Origin of the sequence: Streptomyces sp. NBC_00234 (assembly GCF_036195325.1) — a bacterium.
Classification (GTDB): domain Bacteria; phylum Actinomycetota; class Actinomycetes; order Streptomycetales; family Streptomycetaceae; genus Streptomyces.
In genome coordinates, this window is sequence record NZ_CP108101.1 from 238,834 (window position 1) to 254,644 (window position 15,811).

The following is a 15,811-nucleotide window of genomic DNA, read 5'->3' on the forward strand; positions in this document are numbered from 1 at the left end:
CCGCGAAGGCGCCCCGGATCAGCCGGCCAGGCGCGCCAGCGTCTCCTGGAAGGAGGTGCTGTTCCTGGGAGGCCGGTTGTGGGGGAGCTTGGCCAGGAGGGCGGCCATCCCGCAGGTGTTGGTCACGCCGGAGAACACCAGTCCGGCGCCGACGGCCCCGGAGACCCAGTACGCCGGCGGCCAGACCGCACCGGCCAGGAAACCGACGAGGACCAGGGAGCCGGCGGCAAGGCGGACCTGCCGGTCCATGGGCCAGGTGGAGCGGGAGCCGGCGGGCCGCTCCACGGGGTGTCCCGCCGCCGCCCAGCCGCTGGTGCCACCGGCCAGGGTCGCCGCCTCGATGCCCAGGCGCGCGAGCTGGGCGCATCCCCGGGCGGAGCGGGCCCCGGAGGCGCAGACCACCAGCAAGGGAGTGCGGGCGCCTGCGTCCTTCAGCGCACGGGAGGCTTCGTCCAGCCGGTCCAGGGGGACGTTGTGGGCGCCGGGAAGGTGTCCGCCGGCGTACTCCCCGGGGGTGCGGACGTCGATGACGGTGAACTCGGCGAAGCGGGCCGATGCCTGGGAGGAGGTGACGGTGGTGGGGGTGGGGGTGGTCACGGAACATTGCCTCTCTGAGCGGGGTTGCCCTCCACGTACGATACCCAGAGGGGTATATGGAGGAGGTTGTGTGGAACTCGATATGACGGCTGACGACCTCAGGTCGGCGCTGAACCGCCTGCGGCGCGCCCAAGGGCAGCTCGCCGGTGTGATCCGGATGATCGAGGAGGGGCGCGACTGCGAGGACGTCGTCACGCAGTTGGCCGCCGTCTCCCGGGCGCTGGACCGGGCCGGGTTCTCGATCATCGCGACCGGGCTGCAGCAGTGCATGACCAGCGAGGACCCGGAGGTGCGGGACTCCGTACAGATGCGGGCCCGGCTGGAGAAGCTCTTCCTCTCCCTCGCCTGATCCCGAACCCGTGGGGATGCCGTCGGGGTCCGGACCCGGCGCCGACGGCACCCCCACGGTTCTTCACAGCAGCGCACCGACACCCATGGTCACGCCGACGGCGAGCAGCAGGCCGCCGAAGACGCGCTGGAGTGTGCGCGGCGTGAACTTCGCGGCCAGGCGCTTGCCGTCCCAGGCCCCCAGGACGGCCGTCGCGATGAAGGGCATGATCAGAGCCCAGTCCAGGGTGACATCGGTGGCCGCCCGGGCGGCGAGGGCCACGAGCGCGTTGGCGACGACGACCAGCAGGCTCGTCCCGACGGCCGCGCTCATCGGCACGGCGAGGACACCGACCAGGGCCGGTACGGCGAGGAAGCCGCCGCCGACTCCGAGGAATCCGGTGACCGCCCCGAGTCCGGCGCCCGCTCCCGCGGCCCGCCCCGCCGAGACGGTTCCGCCGCCTGTCGGCGTCGTACGGCTCAGCATGCGCGCCGCGGCCAGCACGGCCAGGGCGGCGAAGGCGAGCGTGAGCACCGTGGCGGGAATGTGCACGGAAAGCAGTCCCGCCGCGGCTGCCGGAAGGACTCCCGCAGCCGCGAACAGCAGGCCCGCCCGCCAGTTCACCGCACCCGCGCGCGCATGGGTCACGAGGGCGGCCAGCGACGTGACGACGACGATGACGAGGCCGGCCGTCGTCGCCTCGGCCGGGCTGAAGCCGAGCAGGTAGATCAGGGCGGGGACAGTGAGCATGCTGCCGCCCGCACCCAGCGATCCGAGCGCCAGGCCGACCAGGGCACCGGCGACCAGCGCCAGCAGCAGAGCGGTCATATGGCGCCGCCGTGGGCACGACAGACGTCCGGGACGGTGGCGCCGCCCGCGCGCCGGGCGAGGCCGGACGGCGCTGCCGTGTGGTGGGCGAGCGGGGTGTGACCGGCGGCGATGCGGTCGCCCCCGCGTCGGAGGAAGATCATCGTGCGTTCCTTAGGTGCTCCCGCGCACCGGGCACCGGCCCGGCCGCGAGGTCGGTGCGATCAGCGCCGGTCGGGGACGAGGAGCGTCAGGCCCGCGCTTGCGGCGGAATCGAATCCGTCGTCGACGGCGACGACGTCACGTCCGGCCGCATCCAGCACCGAGGCGGCGATGGCCGCGCGCATCCCACCGGCGCAATGCACCCAGACCGTGCCCGCGGGCACCTCGTCGAGGCGCTGGTGGACCTGGTGAACGGGAATGTGGACACTGCCCTCGATCCAGCCGCCCGCCCGCTCTCCGTCACGGCGCACGTCCAGCACCACCGGCCGCTCACCCCGCGCCGGCGCGGCAGCGAGGTCGGCGAATGACGCACGCGGGAAGGAGGCGAGCGTCTCCCCCTCGGCGGCCCACTCCGACGGTCCCCCGACAGCGGCGGCGGCCGGGCGGTCGATGCCCACCCGGGCCAGCTCCCGCTGGGCCCGCGCGAGGTCCTCGGCACTCTGCGCCAGGAGCGTGACGGGCTTGCCCCACGGGATCATCCAGGCCAGGTACGTCGCCAGCTGACCCTCGACTTCGAAGTTGAAGGCCCCGGCGACATGGCCTTCGGCGAACGCGACGCGATTGCGCAGGTCGACGACCCACTCACCGGCGGCCAGACGGCGCGCGATCTCGTCGGCTTCGGCCTGGCGCGGCGCGGTCAAGTCCAGCGGCGCGGGGCCTGCGGCATTGGCCGGACCCATGTGCGCGTAGTACGCGGGCACATCGTCGAGCCCGGCCAGCAGGTCGGCCACGAACGTCTCCACGTCCTGGACCAGCGCGGGGTTCGACGCCTTCTCCGCGCCGATGGTGCTGTGCTCGCCGCCGGCCTGCGAGGAGGAACAGAAGCTGCCGAAGCCATGCGTCGGCATGACGGCCACCGCGTCGTCCAGCTCGGCGGCCAGGCGGTGCGCGGAGGCGTGCTGCGCGCGCGCCAGCTGCTCGGTGAGCCGGGGCTCCACCAGGTCGGGGCGCCCCACGCTGCCGATCAGCAGCGAACCACCGGTGAACGCGGCGACCGCCCGCCCGCTCTCCTGGAGAACGTAGGAGGTGTGGTGCGGCGTGTGCCCGGGCGTCGCGACCGCCAGCAGCGCGAGGCCGTCCTCGACGGGCTCGGTGTCGCCGTCGGCCACCGCCACCCGTTCGTACGCGACCGAGGCCCCGGCGGGCACCAGGTAGCGCGCTCCCGTCAGCCGTGCCAGTTCCAGGCCACCGGTCACGTAGTCGTTGTGGACGTGTGTCTCGGCTACCGCGACGATCCGCACACCGCGCTCCGCCGCCGCGGAGATCACCCGGTCGATATCCCGGGGCGGGTCCACGACCACTGCGGCACGGGCTCCCCCGGCCAGGTAGCTGCGGTTGCCCAGACCCTCGGTCTCCAGGCTGTCGACAAAGAACACGGCACTCTCCCTCGCGATACGTTTACCCCCCGGGGTATTTGTCGTCTACCGTAACAGGGATACCCAGGGGGGTATTTCTCGGGGCGCGCCATGCCCTTGCCCCGACGGCGCCACCACGGGCGCCGAGCGCCTGGGGAGAGGAGGCGCGGGGAGCGTCACGCGCTCCGGAGCGCCCCGGGGAGGGGGGAAGGGACCGGATGCGGGCGCGTCCGTCAGCGCCCGGCGTCCATCGGAGGCAGTGCGGCGATGACCCGGTCCAGCGCCGGGACCGGGGCCGAGCCGTCCGTCACCACTTCGTGGCCCTGGTGGACGACGGCGATGGTCAGCCCGTCGGGAACGGCTTGCTCACCGAGGTTGATACGGGGCAGCTTCGCGAAGTCCGCGTCGGCCAGGGCGGCCTGGAGCGAGGCCAGCTCGGCGGGCCGCATCCTCCCCTTCCCCTGGGACTCCTTGCCGAGCGACAGCGTCGTGTACGACCCGTCGCCGTTGATGAGCATCGTCTCGTGCCTCCCGTCCATGCCTCCGCTGACGGTCACGGCAACGAGCAGCTCGTCCGCGGGGACGGGCGCCGGTGATACGGAGGCGGCGGGCGAGGACGCGGGGGCCGACGGCGTGGAGCCCGGTGCGCCGTCGGAGTCGGCCCCCGGACCGGCAGCGTCACGGGAGGCGCCGGGCGCGCGTCCGGAGGCGTCCGTTCCCTCGCCACCGCACCCTGCCAGCAGCAGGACGCCGGCCATCAGCGTCGCTCCGGCCACCATCCGGCCCGTACTCCGCTGCGTACTCGGCTTCATACGTCCCCCGGACTCCTGCCAGTTCTGGACTGGTGCGTGCACGGCGTGTCGGGCCAAGCCTCCGGCCTTTGGCGTCACGCGTCCACTGCCCCGGGCGAGGCGGACCGTGGATCCGGTGGCGGAGCCTGCCCGGACCCGACCGCCGTCACTCGGGCGGGTCGGCCCGGAAGGCGATCATCGCCGTGTCGTCGCGGTGGTCGGAGAGCTTCAGAAGGCCGTTCAGCAGGTCCGGCAGTGCGGTGTGCCGGAGCCGGGCGGCCTCCCCGGCGAGACGCAACTGGCCTTCGGCGAGTGTGACTTCAGGCGATTCGACGAGGCCGTCGGTATAGAGGAGGAGGGTGTCACCGGCTTCCAGTACGCGGGGATGGCTGGTGCGCGGGATACCGGGGTCGACGCAGAGGGGCAGGTCCTCCTCGGCCCCCGAAAGATAGAAGGGGTCTCCGTGTGCCGGGATCAGCAGCGGCGGCGGGTGCCCCGCGTTGGACCAGGTCATCTGCCACCGCCCGTCCCCCCGTCGGCGCAGGTGCGTATGGACGGCCGTCGCGAAGGGCGCGGCGTCCAGGCCCTCGGCGACCTCGTCGAACTGGGCGAGCACGCGCGCGGGTGCGGCGTCGGATCCGCAGCTGTAGGCCAGGGCGCGCAGCATGCTGCGCATCTGGGTCATCGCGGTGGCGGCGGTGAGGTCGTGACCGGCGACGTCACCGACGTCGAGGACCAGGGTGCCGTCGGGGAGGGTGAACACGTCGTACCAGTCCCCGCCGATCTCGTTGGCGGAACTGGCCGGCTGATAGCAGGCGGCCACACTCGCGCCGGGCACCGCGGGCGGCCGGGTGAGCTGCGCACGCTGGAGGCCGAGCGCGGTACGGCGGGCCTGCTGAAGGTCGAGGACCTTGCGGATGGGCTGCTGCGCATGGTGGAGGACCTCTCTCAGCAGCTCGGCCTCCGTGGCCCCGGGAGCCGGGCTGTCCCCGTTCGTGCTGGTGGCGGCGTACCCGAGGACGGCGCCGTCGACGACGAGCGGAACGAGCGTCACGCTCGTGGCTCCCGATGCGACGAGCCATCGCTCGGTGACGGCCGGGACCACGTCGGGCGGGATCGTGCCGTCCGCCGGAATGCTGAACGTGCGGGGTGTGCGCTTTTCCAGGACCTCACGCACCGTCCGGGTGATCTCCACGGTCTGTCCGAGGAGCGCGGGTGGGGCGGGGAGTCCGGGGCGGGTGACGGAGGCGACGCGGCGTGCGGTGACCCGGGCGTGCTCGGGCAGGGGCCACTCGTCGTGGGAGAGCAGCAGGACCAGGCAGGCGTCGGCGAGTTCGGGGACGACCACCCTCACCACTTCGCCGAACGCCTCGTCCAGGCTCGCCCCGGTGACCACGGCCACCTTCGCGAGCAATCGTTCACGCACCTGGGCACGCCAGGTGTCCTCGACGTCGGCGGTCGCGCCGATCCACTCGACGACGCGCCCGTCCCGAAGGACCGGAACGCCGCGCGCGGACACGTGCCGGTACGACGCGTCGGCAGCCCGCAGCCGGAAGACGCACTCGAACACGCCCTCCGCGCCCTGGGTCGCGGCGGTGCTCCAGGCACGGCCGAGCTTCTCGCGGTCGCGGGGGTGGACGTGGTCGTACCAACCGCTGTCGGCGCGCGGGTGCCACTCGACGCCCGTCAACTGCCCCCAGCCGGGGACGATCTCCTCCATGGCACCGTCCGCATGGATTACCCACACCATCTGCGACACGGCGGAGACCAGGGCCTCGTACCGCTGGAGCGCGCGGGTCTCGGTGGTGGTGTCCATCGCCACCACCAGAATCCCCTCGCCCTCTGCCGTGATCACGGGACTGCAGGAGTAGACGAAGTGGGGGACTTGCCAGGGCATTCCCTCATCGGGCTCCCGGGCACCGTTGACCTGGCGGGCCAGGCCCGTGGCGCGGACGTCGTCCAGCACGGACAGGAACCGCCCGCTGTCCGGATCCGGGAACGCCTCCCGCGCCGGCAGGCCGAGCGTCCGGGCGCCGAACATCCTGGTGAACGCCGCATTGGTGTAGAGCAGGCACCCCTCTTCGCCGACGACCACCGCCACCGCCGCGACGGTGTCGTCGAAGACCGCCGGATCGAGCCCCGGTACGCCGCTCATCCGGCGTCCACCACGGTGCGACGACGCACGGGGCGACACCGGCACGGCGGTGCACCCACCCGGACCTCTACAGACATCAGCACGCCCTTCGAAAGAGAATTCCTCCGAAAACACCATCATCTCGGCACCGGCGTCGAGAATCCCGGCAGCGCGCTGACAGGGCTGGGCGGAGCGGAGGGGAAGGGCGGGGCGGGGCAACGGGACGCCGAGGTCCGGGCGGGTTCCCCGGGCCCGACGCGCACGTGGGGCCCGGGGCGGGCGGTCCGCCCGGTCAGCGGCTCCGGGTGCGGGGGGCGCGGTACTGCTCGTCGGTGACCTTCTCCAGCCAGGTGGTCTCCGGACGGCCGTCCCCCGGGCCCTCCCACAGGGCGAGGTGCTGCATGAACCGGTCCTCGGTGGCGCCGTGCCAGTGCTCCTCGCCGGGCGGGCAGGTCACCGTCTCACCCGGGTGGGCCTCGAAGACCGTACCGTCGCGCGTACCGATCAGGGCGGCTCCGGCAACGACGTGCAGGGTCTGCCCGACGGCGTGGTGGTGCCAGGCGGTGTGGGCGCCCGGGGAGAACCGCACCGTGTTCGCGCGCAGGCGGGACGGCTCCTGGCCGGCGTGGATGACGTCGAACCAGACGTCTCCGGTGAACCAGTCCTCGGGGCCCTTGCCGGTGGGCTGGGGTTTGACGAACTCCACAGGTACTCCTCGTGTGATGGTGCGGGGCCGTGCGCGGGGCCCGCGGTGGATCAGGCGGTGTCGGCGTGGGCGAGGTCAAGGCCCAGTGCGCGGGAGGCGTTCGCCTGGTCGGCGAGCTCCTTGGCCTTGGCCTCGGCAGTGGGGATGGCGTCGTCGCCCGCCACGAAGCGCAGCGGCGGCTCGTCCAGGTCGACGAGCTTCAGCAGGGCGTCGGCGAGCTTGGCCGGGTCGCCGGCCTGCTGACCGTTCATCGACTGCCACATCGCCTTGGTGGTCCGGGTCCGCTCCGCGTAGTCGTCGATGGACAGTTCCGCCCAGCTGGTGGAGGCGTCCACGAGCAGCTCGGTACGGAAGAATCCGGGCTCGACCACCGTGGTGCGGATGTTGTAGGGCTCCACGTCGAAGCGCAGGGATTCCATCCAGCCCTCGACACCGAACTTCGCCGCGGCGTAGGCGACGCAGAACTCCTGGCCGACCAGACCGGCGATCGAGGAGAGCGTCACGATGTGGCCCGACCGCTGCTTGCGCATGACGGGCAGCACGGCGCGGGTGATGTTCATCGGGCCGAACAGGTTCGTCTCCATCTGGGCCCGCATCTGCGCGTCCGAGATCTCCTCGAAGTAGCCGGCCTGGAAGGTGGCGGCGTTGTTGATCAGGACGTCGATGCGGCCGAACCTCTCCACGGCGGCGTCGACCGCAGCCTGCGCGGCGTCCGGGCTGGTGATGTCGAGTGCGGTGACGAGCAGGTTCTCCTGCTCGCCGCCGAGCACCTCAAGGACGCTGTCCGGGCGCCGTCCGGTGGCGACGACCTGGTGGCCGGCGGCCAGGGCCCGGCGTGCGATGTCGGTGCCCAGGCCGCGGCCCGCACCGGTGACGAAGATGACCTTGCTCATGGAAACGGAAGCTCCTCCGACGGGGGTGGATCAGTGGTCCTGGACGGCGACTCCGGACGCCAGGATGGCCTTCGTCCGGCCGGCCGCGCCCCTGGCGTTGGGCCGGTCGGCGCAGAACGCCGCGTGGTGGCGGTCCTTTCCGAGCTCAGCCGCTCTGCCCTTCGGCCGCCACACCGACCACTGTCACACCGGCTTCGGATCATGAAAAGGGGAGGGATTCCTCCTGGGACAAGGTCATCCTGGGAAGGAACCTTCCCCCCCCCTTCGCACGGGTCCGTCCGTCTGCACCCGGTCAGAGCGCCACGAAGGGGCGGTTCAGGTGTGCGGTCGCCAGCACCGCGTTGCGCTCCGCCGCCGTCGTCAACAGGGCCGTACGGGAGGCGCGGGCCGCGTCCGAATCGCGTTCGTGGGCATAGGCGACTGCCGGGTTGCCCCATTGGACGGCGTGCACCAGCACGTCCCCGGTGACGATCACGTCGCGTCCCCCGGGCTGCTCCACCAGGACCGACTGGTGGCCGGGCGTGTGCCCGGGCGTGGGCAGCAGGGTCACTCCGCCTCCGAGCCGGTGCTGCCCGGACACCTCGTGCAGCTGCCCGCGGGCCCTCAACGGCTCGACCACCCAGTCCCACACCGCATCCGTACGGTCCAGGGCCTCGGTCTCGCTGCGCTGGACGATGTAGCGGGCCTGCGGGAAGAACGGTTCACCGGCTGCTCGCAGGGACCAGCCCACATGGTCCTCGTGCAGGTGGGTCAGCACGACCGCTTCCACGTCGGCTGCGGCGATGCCCGCCTCGGTGAGTGCTTCGGGCAGGCGTCCCGGTACCGGGCACCAGGGTGCTGCCGGGCTGTCGGCCGGTCCGACGCCCGCGTCGACCAGGACCCAGCGTCCGCCGGGTCGTGCGATCGCGAAGCACCAGAAGGACAGGTGCCACGCCCCATCGGGCCCCGCCGCATCCGGATCGAGGCCGGCCGCCCGCGTCCAGTCCGTCTCGTCCGCGTCCGGGAACGCCGACCGGGCCGGCTTGAAGAACGCGCCGGTGGCGTCAAGCAGCGCCCTGACCTGTCCCTGTCGTTCTCCCACGCCCGCTCCCCACGTATGTCGTCGACGCCACTCATTATGGTGGGGCCGGTCGGTCAGCCCGTGCGCCGGGAGCGTGCCAGAGTCGCCCTTCCCAGGGCGATGCCGATCAGCCCCAGCACGGCCGCGACGATGGCCCCGGCTCGTCCGTTGCCGGTGCCCAAACCCCCGGTGGAGGTGGCCAGATGCAGCACTGCGAGAGCCACTCCCATCAGCCCCAGCACCATGGACACGAGGGCACCGTCTCGCGCGGAGCCGAAGCCGGAGCCGGACCCGATACGACCGGCGGCGCGGGCCAGAGCCAGCCCACCGATGACCAGTCCGGTCAGCGCCACCAGCGCAGCCACGATGGCGCCCACGCGCCCCGAACCGCTGCCTACGCCGTCGGCGGCAACGGAGACGTGCGCGGCGGCGGGTGCGGTCAGTACGAACACCCCGAGCAAGGCGGCTCCGGTCACCGCGCCCACGCGTCGGGCCGTCGTCAGGGCTCGTGTCGAGTTCATGTCTCTCCTACTTTCGTGCGTCTCGTTTCCGAGGCCGGGATGTCCTCCGATCCTGTCGCCGGACGCACCGCCGGTCGTCCTGCGGGAGGACGCAATCCGCGCTGCGGCCGACGGCGCACCCGCCTGCCGCGTACGCGGCAGACGTCGGGAACGTACTGCGGGCGCGGTAGGCAACAGCTCGTCCCCCGGCGGGACTCCCCCGCGGCGGACCTCGGGCTAGGGTGCGCGCATGAGCACAGGACGGCCGCGGGTCCCGGCCGGTGTCACGGACTGGGTGATCGCGGTCGGCGTGGCGGCGGCGCTGTTGGTCACCGGCATGTCGGCGCAGCACTCCGCCGCACAACTCGACCTGATCGGCTACGCGTTGCTCGCAGCCGGCGGCCTCGCGCTGGCCGCGCGACGGCGGGCGCCGGTCCCCGTCCTGGCCGTCACCGGGCTGTGCGCGGTGGGCTACCAGGCGGCAGGTTTCGACGTCGCGGCCGTCGCGTTCCTGTTCGCGGTGTACGCCGCCGTGCGGGCCGGACACCGCGTGGCCACGGCAGTGGCGAGCGTGGCCCTGCTGGCCGCCCTCCCCCTGGCGGCTCTGGCCTCCCTGCACGACACGCGCGAGGCGTTCGCGCAGGCCCGGGGCGCCCTCGAACTGGCCTGGCTGATCGCAGCCGCCGCCGCGGGCGAGGCGCTGCGCCAGGCGGAGCGGCGGGCGGACGAGGCCGAGCGCACCCGGGAGGAAACCGCCCGGCGCCGCGCCGACGAGGAGCGGCTGCACATCGCACGCGAACTGCACGACTCGCTCGTCCACCAGATCTCGATCGTCAAGGTGCAGTCCGAGGTCGCGGTCCACGTGGCCCGCAAACGGGGCGAGGAAGTGCCGGAGGCTCTGCTGGCGATCCAGCAGGCAGCCCGGGAGGCGACCCGGGAGCTGCGGGCGACGCTGGAGGCACTTCGTGACGACGACAAGGCCCCGCCGCACGGTCTCGACGACGTTCCGGAACTGGTGGAGAGGGCTCGCATGACCGGTCTGGACACGGCGCTGACGATCGAAGGACTCCGACAGGACATGCCGGCAGCGGTGGACCGTACCGTCTACCGGATCGTTCAGGAATCGCTCACCAACATCGCCCGCCACGCCGCCGCGACGACCGCGTCGGTACGGATCGACTACGGTCCCGACGCCCTGACCGTACGAGTCGACGACGACGGCCGGGCCACGCCGTCCGCTGCGTCGACACCCGGCGTCGGGCTGCTCGGCATGCGCGAACGCGTCACCGCTCTCGGCGGCCGGCTGCACGCGGAGCCCCGCACCGGGGGCGGCTTCACCGTCCACGCGGAACTGCCCGTGGAGCGGACGCCGTGATCCGTGTCCTGCTGGTCGACGACCAGCCGCTGCTTCGCAGCGGATTTCGCGCGCTCCTCGACCTCGAGGACGACATCGAGGTGGTGGCCGAGGCCGGCGACGGGCAGGAGTGCCTGGCTCTGGCGAAGCAGCATCTGCCCGACGTCGCGCTCATCGACGTCCAGATGCCGGTGCTCGACGGCATCGAGGCGACCCGGCTCATCGCCGCCGACCCGGATCTGGCCGGGGTGCACGTCGTCATCCTGACCAACTACGGCTTCGACGAGTACGTCTTCCACGCTCTGCGGGCAGGGGCAGCCGGATTCCTCGTCAAGGACATCGTTCCGGAAGACCTTCTGCACTCCGTTCGTGTCGCCGCGCGCGGTGACGCCCTGCTCGCCCCGTCGATCACCCGCAAGCTGATCAACCGGTACGTCACGCAGCCGCTCCGTCCGGCCTCCGCGACGGGTCTGGAGGAGCTGACCGGCCGCGAACGCGAGGCCGTCGCGCTCGTCGCGCAGGGCCTGTCCAACGACCAGATCGCCGGCCGCATGGTGATCAGCCCCCTGACAGCGAAGACGCACATCAATCGGGCGATGACCAAGCTGCACGCCCGCGACCGGGCCCAACTCGTCGTGCTCGCCTACGAGTCCGGCCTTGTCGTGCCACCGAGCCGCTGAGCCGGCGAGTGGTCGAGGGGCAGCCTAGGGCCGGTCGTCAAACTTCCGTCTGCCGGCCGAACGACGGCAGTTTGACGACCGGCCCCAGCACGCGAGTTCGGCCACGAACCGCACCGCGCGCCGTGCGCAGCGGGAGAGTGACGGACCGGGCCATCCGGATGACCCGCTTCCCGTCAGGGACCGGCGCGGTGACCGAACGGCACCCCCTCCCAGGGCGTCTCCGCCGGGAACGACTCCGCTCGGCGCTGGCCCGGTGGGCGCGGGGCGGCCCGTTCGATCCGGGGTTTCACGTTCTCGACCCGCTGTAGCCAGTCCAGCAGCTCCAGGCGGAGCCCGTCGGCGACCTCCCGGTGCGAGGCGAGCCCGGCGAGGTTGTCCAGCTCGTACGGATCGGCGGCCAGGTCGTACAGCTCGGTCTCGGTATAGCGGTCCGCGTCGGGGTCGTTCCAGGCGTCCGCTCCCGGCGCCTCCACCGCGTACTTCCAGCGTGACGTACGTACCGCGCGGCCCACCCGGTCCTCGCTGATCTGGACGAACGCGGAGCCTGGCCGGCCGGGATCGCGTCCCCCGCCGGTCAGCGGCAGCAGGGAACGCCCCTGTACGCCGTCGGGTACCGCGATGCCCGCGGCCGTCAGCAGGGTCGGCATCAGGTCAACCGTGCCGACCGGCTGCCGTACGAGCCCGCCGCCGGTGAAGCCGGGGCCGGTGAGCGCGAGCGGCACACGGACGGACGCCTCGTGCGCCGAGCGCTTGTACTCGCTGTTGCGGGTACGGAAGTGGGACCCGTGATCCGCTGTCCACGCGAGCACCGTGTTCTCCGCGGTCCCGAGGCTCCGCAGCGCGTCGCGCAGCCGGCCCACCCCCTCGTCGACCCGCTTGATCTGGCCGAGGTACCCGGCCAGGTGCCGGTGGGCGCCCCCCTGGGGAGCGCCCGGTGCGAGCGCGGCCAGGTCGGGCGGCAGCCAGGTGCCCTCGTACCGCTCGCGGTAGCCCGCCGGGGCCGGGTAGTCGTCGGTGGGGTTCTGGTGGTGCGGCTCCAGCAGGGACAGGAAGAGCAGATACGGACGGTCGTGGTGATCGGCCACGAACCGGATCGCCGCGTCGAACAGGGCGTCGGAGCGGTAGCCGGGAAGCCGGACCGGCTCACCCTCCTCGTCGTACACCACCGTGCGGTAGGCGTCCGAGGTGAATTCGAGCCGGTCCGAGGCGAGCCACTTCTCGTAACCGCCCCGGCGGCCGGGCGGCACCGGGCCGTCCGGGCCGTCCTCGCCCGCCAGGTGCCACTTGCCGATGTAGCCGGTCGCGTATCCGGCCCGGGCGAACTCCCCGGCGAGCGTGGGGACGTCCTGCGGGAGTGGCAGACCGTTGCGGAACACACCCGCCGCCGTGGGGAAACGGCCGGTCTGCAGGGCCGAACGTGCCGGGGCGCAGACCGGGTTGGAGGTGACCGCCTGCTCGAACAGGGTTCCCTCGCGGGCGATCCGGTCGAACTCCGGAGTCACCCCCGCCGGATTGCCGTGCACACCGGCCGTGTCCCACCGCTGCTGGTCGGTGAGAACCACGATCACCTGGGGCGGTACTGCCCCGGCGGGCGGCACCTGCGCGCCGCCCACCGGGTCGGAGGAGCCGCTCATGCGTCGGTCTTCCCGGCCGCCGTCGCCGAGGCGCCGGAGGCGATGCCGAAGGCGGGGTCGGGCACCTCTTCGGGGCTGATCAGGGTGGAGGAGCGGCCGTCGACACCGACCGGGATGTCGCCGTCGATGGTGACGCGGCGGAGCTTGCGCTCGTGGGCGTCGGAGTCGTCCACGCCGTAGTGCTGCGTGGCGCGGTTGTCCCAGATGGCGACGTCGCCGGTCTGCCACTGCCAGCGCACGGTGTTCTCCGGGCGCTCGATGTGCGCCTGGAACAGGTCGAGGAGGGCACGCGAGTCGCGGCCGGTCAGCTTGCTGATGCGCTGGACGAAGTTGCCGAGGAGCAGGGTGCGTTCGCCGGTCTCGGGGTGGACGCGCACCACCGGGTGCTCGGTGAGGAACTTCGTCGAGGTGAACACCTTCTGGTACTGGGCGAGCGCCTCCGGGCGCGCCTCGGGGCGCAGGGCCACGTAGTCGTAGTCGTTGGAGTGGACCGCGCGCAGGCTGTCGGCGAGGACGCGCAGCGGCTCGGGGAGCCCGGAGTAGGCCGCCGCGGTGTTCGCCCAGAGGGTGTTGCCGCCGTACGGCGGGATGACGACGGCGCGCAGGATCGAGAAGGCCGGGTAGGCGGGCACGAAGGTGACATCGGTGTGCCACTGGTTGGCCCGGCCGCCGTGGTCGGAGTCGATGCCGAGCGAGTAGCGGCCGTCGGCGGACGGAACGGTGGGGTGGGCGACCGGCGTGCCGAGCAGGCGGCCGAACGCCTCGTGGCTGTCCTCGTCCAGGTGGTCCTGGCCGCGGAAGAACACGACCTTGTTGGCGAGCAGTGCGGCCCTGACGGCCGCGACCGTGCCGGGGTCGAGGTCGCCGCCGAGGCGCACGCCGGAGATGACGGCGCCGATCCGGCCGCCGACCTTCTCGACGGTGACGGTGGAGGCGGGAGCGGTGGTGGTCGACATGACGGGATTCCCTTCGGAGGCCACGGTCGTGGCAATTAATCTTGGAGAGGAAGTAATTGAGCCGAGCGGACGTCAGGTACGCATAAGAGACGGTGCGGAGCCGTGGAGTGGTGGAGTGATCTGCCGGATGGGCGCGGGCGGTGAGGCCGGAGCGGAATGTCAGGCGGCGGTACAGCGGCCCGGACACACCGGAAGCGCTGCGGGGCGGCCGGCGCGGGCGGGCCGCGCATCGGGAACGGCCGTCGCGAACATGCCTCGGAGACTTCCAGCGCCCCGCGGCGTACGTCAAGCACGCGTCCCCTCCCCCGACGGTGCCCCGCAGTGGTTCAATCGGCGCTTGCGCGGGGCCCCCGCCCTCTGCGTCGATGCACTGTCAAACTGCCTCTGACCAGCGTTTTCCACTGGAAGGCGGCATGGGGAAAGCGCCCTGCCCCGGAGCCGGGCGAGAACCCCGGTGCGATTTCACGCCGCCGTAATGTTGCGACCGCTCCGTGTCGCAGGACCCGAAGGAACGCCCCCATGACAGCTGCCCCGCAGATCTCCCGGACGACCGGTGACGGCCGTCGCGAGGCCAACGCCGCCACGGTGCTGCGTACGGTGCTCGATCACGGGCCTGTCGCGCGCCGGTCGATCGCCGCACTGTCCGGTCTGAGCCCGGCCGCCGTCTCCCGTCAGTGCACCGACCTCGTCCGCCTCGGCCTGGTACGGGAGTTGCCCGAGCTGGTGGAGAGCACCGGTGTGGGCAGACCTCAGATCCCGGTCGAGCTGCACACCGGGGAGACCGGAGGCCCGGTGGCGGGCGGCGTCCACATCGGCGTGCCCGGATCGACGTTCGGACTGGTGGACCTGCGCGGCCGGCTGCTGGCCCGCCGCGCGCTCCCGCACGACGGCATCGCCCCCGAGGACCTGCCGCGCCGGATCCTCGACGGACTGCGTGCCTTTCTGGCCGACTCCGGCCGGGGCCGGCATCTGCTGGGGGTGGGCGCCGCCCTCGGCGGCTGGGTGGATCCGGCGCTGGGGACGGCCGTGCGCCACGACGCGCTGGGCTGGCACCACCGGCCGCTCGCCACCGAACTCACCCGTGGCCTGGGCGGACTTGAGGTCCGGGTCGACAATCACGCCAGGGCGATCGCCCAGTCCGAGATCCTCTTCGGCAGGCCCGCCGCGCGCCGCAGTCTGGTCCACCTCTTCGTCGGCAATGTGGTCGATGCCGCGCTGGGCATCGCCGGGGTGGTCCACCAGGGTCCGGGGTCCGGTGCCGGGGACGTGGCGCATCTGCCCGTGCCGGACTCGACGGCCCTCTGCCCCTGCGGACGGTCCGGCTGCCTGGAGGCGACGGCTTCCAACACGGCTGTCGCGCTCACCGCCGTGCGGCGCGGAATCGTGCCCGAGCCCGACGTGTTCCTGGTGGTGGACGCGGCGGCTGCCGGTGACCGCCGGGCGGACCGGCTGCTGCGCGAGCGCGCCCGCGCGGTCGGACGGGCGGCTGCCCTGCTGCTCGACGTCCTCAACCCCGATCTGGTCGTGGTCACCGAGCACTCCAGCCTCGTCAACCCGGAGTACCTCGAGGAGATCCGGGGCGCGGCGGTCGATCTGTCGCACGTCTGCGAGGACCCCGAGCGGATCGTCAGTCCGTATGCCGGGACGGCGGTGCTGCCCGTCGCCGCGGGCACCATTCTCCTGAACCCGCTGTTCAGGAGCCCTTTGGCGAGCTTCGACCGGTAACCGTTCGCACGGGGACGGAGAACCGCCCGTTCCAGGATCCGGACGGAGCAGGTTGACCGTCCGGCGAAG

General features: G+C 72.5%; 16 protein-coding genes. 4 read left to right on the forward strand and 12 right to left on the reverse strand.

The window, feature by feature from the left end; translation table 11 throughout:
- Positions 1 to 18: 18 nt before the first annotated feature.
- Entirely contained in the window at positions 19 to 597 is a 579-nt protein-coding gene (locus OG230_RS01180; RefSeq protein WP_328908236.1) for a rhodanese-like domain-containing protein, read from the reverse strand.
- Between the two features lie 70 nt (positions 598 to 667).
- On the opposite strand from OG230_RS01180, the gene OG230_RS01185 reads away from it, so the two are divergent.
- On the forward strand, positions 668 to 946 hold the full coding sequence (locus tag OG230_RS01185) for a metal-sensitive transcriptional regulator (RefSeq protein WP_328908237.1): 279 nt from the start codon (positions 668 to 670) through the stop codon (positions 944 to 946).
- Positions 947 to 1,009: 63 nt separating this feature from the next.
- Here OG230_RS01185 and OG230_RS01190 read toward each other — a convergent pair whose 3' ends face one another.
- The 9 genes from OG230_RS01190 to OG230_RS01230 all read right to left on the reverse strand — a co-directional run bounded on the left by OG230_RS01190 (position 1,010) and on the right by OG230_RS01230 (position 9,414).
- Positions 1,010 to 1,753: a sulfite exporter TauE/SafE family protein gene (locus OG230_RS01190; protein WP_328908238.1), complete on the reverse strand. Its 744-nt coding sequence runs from the start codon at positions 1,751 to 1,753 to the stop codon at positions 1,010 to 1,012.
- Positions 1,750 to 1,896 (reverse strand): hypothetical protein, encoded by a 147-nt coding sequence (locus tag OG230_RS01195; RefSeq protein WP_328908239.1) that lies wholly within the window; start codon positions 1,894 to 1,896, stop codon positions 1,750 to 1,752. Before OG230_RS01195 ends, OG230_RS01190 begins: the two co-directional genes overlap by 4 nt.
- Before the next feature lie 60 nt (positions 1,897 to 1,956).
- The gene (locus OG230_RS01200) at positions 1,957 to 3,330 is read right to left on the reverse strand and encodes an MBL fold metallo-hydrolase (RefSeq protein ID WP_328908240.1); all 1,374 of its coding nucleotides are present in this window, start codon (positions 3,328 to 3,330) and stop codon (positions 1,957 to 1,959) included.
- 212 nt (positions 3,331 to 3,542) lie between these two features.
- Positions 3,543 to 4,121 carry a hypothetical protein gene (locus tag OG230_RS01205; RefSeq protein ID WP_328908241.1) on the reverse strand — a complete coding sequence of 193 codons (579 nt, stop codon included), beginning with the start codon at positions 4,119 to 4,121 and terminating at the stop codon, positions 3,543 to 3,545.
- 145 nt (positions 4,122 to 4,266) lie between these two features.
- Positions 4,267 to 6,255 (reverse strand): SpoIIE family protein phosphatase, encoded by a 1,989-nt coding sequence (locus OG230_RS01210; protein ID WP_328908242.1) that lies wholly within the window; start codon positions 6,253 to 6,255, stop codon positions 4,267 to 4,269.
- Positions 6,256 to 6,526: 271 nt separating this feature from the next.
- Positions 6,527 to 6,940, reverse strand: coding sequence for a (R)-mandelonitrile lyase (locus tag OG230_RS01215; RefSeq protein WP_328908243.1), 414 nt, complete (start codon positions 6,938 to 6,940; stop codon positions 6,527 to 6,529).
- 50 nt (positions 6,941 to 6,990) lie between these two features.
- Complete coding sequence (locus tag OG230_RS01220) at positions 6,991 to 7,833, reverse strand: SDR family oxidoreductase (RefSeq protein ID WP_328908244.1); 843 nt, start codon at positions 7,831 to 7,833, stop codon at positions 6,991 to 6,993.
- 292 nt (positions 7,834 to 8,125) lie between these two features.
- Positions 8,126 to 8,914 (reverse strand): MBL fold metallo-hydrolase, encoded by a 789-nt coding sequence (locus OG230_RS01225; RefSeq protein ID WP_328908245.1) that lies wholly within the window; start codon positions 8,912 to 8,914, stop codon positions 8,126 to 8,128.
- 53 nt (positions 8,915 to 8,967) lie between these two features.
- Positions 8,968 to 9,414, reverse strand: coding sequence for a DUF6223 family protein (locus OG230_RS01230; RefSeq protein WP_328908246.1), 447 nt, complete (start codon positions 9,412 to 9,414; stop codon positions 8,968 to 8,970).
- Between the two features lie 229 nt (positions 9,415 to 9,643).
- Between OG230_RS01230 and OG230_RS01235 the strand changes: the two genes are divergently transcribed.
- The gene (locus tag OG230_RS01235; protein ID WP_328908247.1) at positions 9,644 to 10,768 is read left to right on the forward strand and encodes a sensor histidine kinase; all 1,125 of its coding nucleotides are present in this window, start codon (positions 9,644 to 9,646) and stop codon (positions 10,766 to 10,768) included.
- Positions 10,765 to 11,427 (forward strand): response regulator transcription factor, encoded by a 663-nt coding sequence (locus tag OG230_RS01240; protein ID WP_328908248.1) that lies wholly within the window; start codon positions 10,765 to 10,767, stop codon positions 11,425 to 11,427. Before OG230_RS01235 ends, OG230_RS01240 begins: the two co-directional genes overlap by 4 nt.
- A 173-nt stretch (positions 11,428 to 11,600) precedes the next feature.
- Here the strand turns inward: OG230_RS01240 and OG230_RS01245 are convergent, their stop codons facing one another.
- Positions 11,601 to 13,061, reverse strand: coding sequence for a sulfatase-like hydrolase/transferase (locus OG230_RS01245; RefSeq protein ID WP_328908249.1), 1,461 nt, complete (start codon positions 13,059 to 13,061; stop codon positions 11,601 to 11,603).
- Positions 13,058 to 14,017 (reverse strand): TauD/TfdA dioxygenase family protein, encoded by a 960-nt coding sequence (locus OG230_RS01250; protein WP_328908250.1) that lies wholly within the window; start codon positions 14,015 to 14,017, stop codon positions 13,058 to 13,060. The genes OG230_RS01245 and OG230_RS01250 overlap by 4 nt, the downstream gene beginning before the upstream one ends.
- Positions 14,018 to 14,536: 519 nt before the next feature.
- Here OG230_RS01250 and OG230_RS01255 point away from each other — a divergent pair.
- Entirely contained in the window at positions 14,537 to 15,742 is a 1,206-nt protein-coding gene (locus OG230_RS01255; RefSeq protein WP_328908251.1) for an ROK family transcriptional regulator, read from the forward strand.
- Positions 15,743 to 15,811: the final 69 nt, after the last annotated feature.